Origin of the sequence: Salinibacter sp. (assembly GCF_036626415.1) — a bacterium.
In the GTDB taxonomy this organism is placed as follows: domain Bacteria; phylum Bacteroidota; class Rhodothermia; order Rhodothermales; family Salinibacteraceae; genus Salinibacter.
Genome location: NZ_JAZKRW010000163.1, coordinates 1 through 5,380 on the forward strand (window position 1 = coordinate 1; position 5,380 = coordinate 5,380).

General features: G+C 70.2%; 4 protein-coding genes. All 4 read right to left on the reverse strand.

What is annotated here, in order from left to right; genetic code table 11:
- On the reverse strand, nt 1-1,241 hold a 1,241-nt coding region (locus V5A20_RS12895), incomplete at its 3' end, for a hypothetical protein (protein WP_332315678.1).
- 33 nt (nt 1,242-1,274) lie between these two features.
- On the reverse strand, nt 1,275-3,365 hold the full coding sequence (locus tag V5A20_RS12900) for an ATP-binding protein (protein WP_332327515.1): 2,091 nt from the start codon (nt 3,363-3,365) through the stop codon (nt 1,275-1,277).
- Nucleotides 3,366-3,412: 47 nt separating this feature from the next.
- Nucleotides 3,413-4,027, reverse strand: a complete 615-nt coding sequence (locus V5A20_RS12905; protein WP_332327516.1) for a hypothetical protein — start codon at nt 4,025-4,027, stop codon at nt 3,413-3,415.
- Between the two features lie 12 nt (nt 4,028-4,039).
- Nucleotides 4,040-5,380 (reverse strand): L-aspartate oxidase (locus V5A20_RS12910; RefSeq protein WP_332327517.1); only part of this gene is annotated, 1,341 nt, incomplete at its 5' end.

Here is a 5,380-nt window from a genome sequence, read left to right on the forward strand (position 1 = left end):
TTCGACGGGGGGCAGTTGTCGAACCAGTAGAGGGTGCAGTCTCGGGAGTGCTCCACGATCTCGTCGGTGCCGTCCCAGTCGGTAAAGTAGAGGACCACGCGTCCCTCCAGGTCCCAGGCGGAGCCCCGGTCGTCGTTGACAAACCGCATTGGCTCCGGGTCAAATTGGGCGTCGATGCGCCCGTTGGGGCAGAGGAAGATGTCGATGTCGTCGCGAAGCAGGGCGCCGGTGGCGACCTTCGAGTAGAACACCGCCTCGTCGCGGCAGGAGGGCGAGGTGTCCACCAGCAGGGCCAGCCGGCGCTTGGTGTAGTCCATCTTGCAGTGCTGAAGGGGACGGCGGTCGATCTGACGTCGCATGATCTTGCGCGGGTCCCAGAACTCGTCCCCGGGCACCTGCTGGTAGCTCATGTCCTCGGCCACCTTGCTCACGAGGCGGGCAAACATCGACGCAATCCGGTGGTCCTCCCGGTCCGAAGGCGTCCAGTCGGTGTCGGCGGTGCCCTCGTTGATCTCGTAGGCGAACTCTTGCAGCTCCTCTTCCACCTGCTCGGCCCCGGGCACGCGGCGGTGCTCGTCGGTAAAGAACTCTTCCTCGTCGTCCTGTTCCCGGTCAAGGGGCGGGACCGTGGGCGGATCCTGGGCCTGGTCGATCCACGACCCGTCATCGGGGTCGTCCGTCAGGGCCTCGTCGTTGACCTGACGCGCCGCCTCTTTCGCGTCGTCGGGAGGCGCCGGTGGCGGAAGGGGGGAGTCCGGCTCGTCCACGGCACCGGGATCGGTACGCGACGTGGGCGGACCGTTCGCTAGGTCGTCAACGTCGGGCGAGCCCCCCTCGGCGGTCCCCGTCCGGGACGACGCCGTGTCCTCGCCCGTCTCGCCGCCTCCGGACCGGGACGCCTCGCTCGGGGCGGTCGTCGAGGACGATCCCTCCTCCGTCGCGTCTTTTGGGGGCGCCGGCCCGCCTGGGTTCTGATCGGCCGTCGGGGCCCTCTCCGCAGACGTGTCAGGGGACGCCGGATCGTATTCGTCCTGGGCCGGCCCCTCGTCGCCCGGGGGCGCGTCGGGGGGCGGCGCGGCGTCGTCGGTCGGCACGTCCGCCTCCGATGACGGAACGTGGAAAGGGGCGTCGGCCGCGGGTCGCCAGCGGCGCTCGACCGCGGGGGACTCGTCGTCCGCTGCGGGGTCGTCCGCTGCGGAATCGGGGTCCGGCGCCTCATTTTGGGAGGTGGAGTCGGGCATGGCGACGCGAAGCGTGTGGCACAGGGAAGGGAACTACCTGTCGAGCTCGTCGAGCGTCTCGTCGATGTTGCGGATGAGGAGCTCCACGCGGTGGGCCGTAATCTGCCGGCCCGACACCTGGGTGCCCACGGTGAGGTGCCCGTCGTGGTAGATGCTCTTGACCCCATCCTCGATGCGGACGAGCTTCTTGCCCGGGCTCGGGCGGTCGTCGGAGGGACGGACCACACCGAAGCCGTGCTCCTCTACGAGCGTCTTGGCGGGAACCTGCACGGCCGCCTTCCGGCGCAGGGAGAGCTTGGCGTTGGGGAGCCAGTGCTGCAGGTACGACTCGACCGCGGGGTCGAACGGGCCGGTGACCGACACGACGAGGTGGTCGTTCTCCTCCCCGACGAGGCCGAGCAGGAGCCCGTCGAAGAGGGCATAGGCGGCGTCGCCCTCCAGAATGATCGGGTCGGCGTGCGCCTCCGCGTGGTCCATAAACGCGTCGTAGCCCGGCACCTCCGCGGTCTCGACCGTGTCCTGCTCGCTTTGGGTCCAGTAGTCAAAGACGCCGGCAAAGTACGGGTCCGCCACCGGCTCGCCGGCGTGCCGGGCCTCCACCACCCCCACCTGGCGCGTGCCCAGCCGGGCGAGCACCGGCGTGGGCAGGTCCGCGGGCCCCGCGATCTCGGCCTCGTTCAGCCACGTGCCCCGAAACAGGTCGTCGAACGCGTCCCGGCGGGCGGTCGGCACGATGACCTCGGCGCCCGTGTCGGGCGTCCAGCGGAGGTGCAGCCCCTCGTAGCGCCCGATGATCTCGTCGTCGGCGTAGGAGATAAACTCCAGCCCGCGCTCCTCCTGGAGCAGGCGCAGGTCGGCGCGGGTGGCGGTCTCCTCCACGAACACGACCTCCCCCGGATGCCCCCACAGGTCGGCCGCGTACCCGTCGTGCTCCGTGAGCGGCACCGGCGCGTCGAAGGTGATGGTGTCCCCCTGCACCTGCACGCGCCCGAAGCGGTCCGGCGCGTCGGCGGGGGGCTCCTGACGGGTGAGGGCGTCGTAGACGGAGGTGCGGCCCTCCAGCGCGGCGAACGCGGCCCCCAGGTCCGGGGTCTCGTCGTTCTGGGGCGGCGTGTACCCTTTCACGTCCGCCATGGGCGGCAGGCGGGCCCCCTCTTCCCCCTCCCCGTTGGGCGCCGGCGCCTGGTCCGGAAGGTCGACCGGGGCGTAGGCGGACGGGTCCAGCGGATCCGCCTCGGCCCCCGTCGTCCACCCCGCGTCCTCCCAGTCGGACGTGTCCACGTCCTCGGCCTTCTTCAGGAGGCGATGGTTGTCGCGGTCCTTGGTCACGTAGTCGAGCACAAGCTGGTCCCAGTCGGCGTCGTCGGGCCCGAGGACACGGATTGCGTCGAGCAGCTGCTGCAGCTCCTGAATCGTGCAGCTCTTCTCCATCATCGACAGCTCGCACCGCACGTAGAGGTTGACGGCCGCCTCCAGATACGGGTGGCCGCCGTGCGACCGGCGCAGCGCCTCGCGGACGAGCGACGGGTGCAGCGGCTCGAAGTGCAGGTACGGCATCCGCCGGTGAGCCGGCCCGGAGAGGTCGCGCTCGTCGTTGAGCGTGATGCAGACGTAGAGGTTGTCCATGTTCGCCTGCACCTGAATGTCGCCGTAGTTGACCCGCCCGTTCTGCAGGAAGTCGAGCAGGAAGGCGTCGGCGGTCGGCCGGGTCTTGTCCCACTCGTCGAGGATGAGCAGGGTGTTGCCCTCGTGGCTGGCCCGCACAGCCTTCGGGAGCTCGCCCCACTGCTTCTTGATGCCGCTCTCCGCGTTCTCGTCGGGGAGCAGGTCGAGGATCAGGTCCTCCTCCCGACTGCCGGGACTCACCTGCTTGAAGAAGGTGTTCATGTCCAGAATGTCGCCGAGCACCTCCAGCAGCCACGTCTTGCCGGTGCCGGGCGGCCCGAACGCGAAGAAGCCGCCCAGGGGGTCGGTCATGAGGGCGGCCATCACGCTCCGCGCCCGCTCCCGGGAGCAGATGTACCCCGCGTCGTTGAGGGCCGTGTGGAGCGCGTCGACGGTCAGGGCCCCGACCGGGTCGTCCGGCGTGTCGGGCGGCCGGGGATTGGGGGTGGAGTCGGCCATCGGAGCCATACAAACAAAACTGCAGAAGAGCGCGGCGCGACGGGTGCTCAGTCGCGGCTGAGCGGCGTTCCCAGGAACTCCCGAAAGATGTTAACCGCGATATCAATTCCGAGGGATACGCCCGTGCTTCGGAGGGCCCGGCCGGGCATCCATCTTCCCTGCTCCCAGCGCGCCTGGGCGAGGGCGCCGCCGTAGGTGGCGGCGACGTTCGGGACGTTTGGCACGCGGGCGTCGGTGGGGGTCCGGGCGACAAAGGGGGATAGCACTGCGTGCCGAAGCCGAGCCCCGGTGCCACTGTGGCGGCCCAGGCGGGGACGAATGTCAAGGTGTAGGGCGGCGGCCAGCCCGTGCATCGTGCCGGTCTGGAGCACCGATTCTCCGGTGCTCGACCCGACGCGGGCCGCGTACCCGCCGACCGTCTGTCCCCAGGCGTCCGGATCGTCGTCGAGGTGCGCCCCGGTGGCGGACCCGACGCTCCGGAAGAACGACCCGGGACTCAGGACGTCGCTCCGGAGCGCCGTCCAACGTGCATCGGCCCCCAGCCGGTCGGGGCCGGCCGTCTGGGCGACGGCTGTCCGTGGCGGGACCGCACCGCCGCCCAGCAGCAGCATCCCCAGCGCAGCGAGGAGGACGGAATGCACGCTCGTCCGGGCGCGGACCATCGCGGCAAGGGGTTACTCCAGGTGGTGGTAGTCGAGTTCGTGCTCCTCATCGACGGCCTGCTGGACGCGGCGGGAGGGCCGGCCGGCCGTCTCCGTGTCGATCTCCATCCCGCCGTCGCCCGTGGGGAGGCTCCGAATGTTCTTCCGCCAGTCGGGATCTTTCGTCTCGTAGTCGGTGCGGGCGTGGGCGCCCCGCGACTCCGTGCGCTCCAGTGCACCCCGCAGGATCGTCTCCGCCGTGGTGAACATGAAGCGCAGGTTTTGCGCCCGCTCGTAGCGGCGGCTCGTACGGTCGGCCTGCACCTGCAGATCCTCCGCGTCGGCCCGGAGCCGCTGCAGCTTCCGGAGGCCGTTCAGGAGCCCGTCCTCGTCACGCAGGATGCCCGCGTGCTGCCACATCAGGCCGCGAAGCTCGTCCATAATCGCGGCGGGCGTGTGTGTGCCCTCGGCCGCGGCGAGCGTGTCTTGGGTGACCACGTGGTCTCGCACCGCCGCCTCGGACAGCGACGGGCTGGTGCGGCTGCCCAGCGTCTCGGCGATGTGGCTCCCGGCGACCTGGCCAAAGACGACGGTCTCGATGAGCGAATTGCCGCCCAGCCGGTTGGCCCCGTGCACGCCGGCCGTGCACTCGCCGACGGCGTAAAGGCCGTCGACCTGCGTCTGGGCCGTCTCGAAGTCGACCTCGATGCCCCCCATCGCGTAGTGGGCGGTCGGCGCCACCTCCATCGGCTCCTCGGTAATGTCGATCCCGTGCTCGGCAAACTCCTCCACCATGCGGGGAAGCCGCTCGCGGATGTACTCGTCGTCGCGGTGGGAAATGTCGAGCAGCACGGCGTCATCCTCCGTCCCCCGGCCCTCGCGGATCTCCTGCTCGTTGGCGCGGGCCACCACGTCGCGGGCGTCCAGCTCCATCTGCGTCGGCGAGTAGCGCTCCATGAAGCGCTCCCCCTCCGTGTTATAGAGCCGCCCGCCCTCCCCCCGGACCGCCTCGGTAACGAGGTGGCCGGCCTCCGCTTCCGGCTTCACCTTTCCGGTGGGGTGGAATTGTACGAATTCCATGTCGCGCAACGGCACGCCGGCGTTAAACGCCAGGGCCTGCGCGTCGCCCGTGTTCTCGTCGGGGCGGGAGGAGCTGCGGCGGTACAGCGAGGTGTGGCCGCCCGCCGCAATGACAACGGCGTCCGCGTCGAAGGCCACGGGCCGCCCCGCATCCATGTCGAAGCCGACGGCCCCCGCGGCCCGTCCGTCCTCCACCATCAGATCGGTGACGTACAGGTTCTCACGGTACGGAATCTCCAGGTCCATCGCCTTCTGGACGAGCGTGTCCATGAGGGCCTGCCCGGTGCGGTCGCC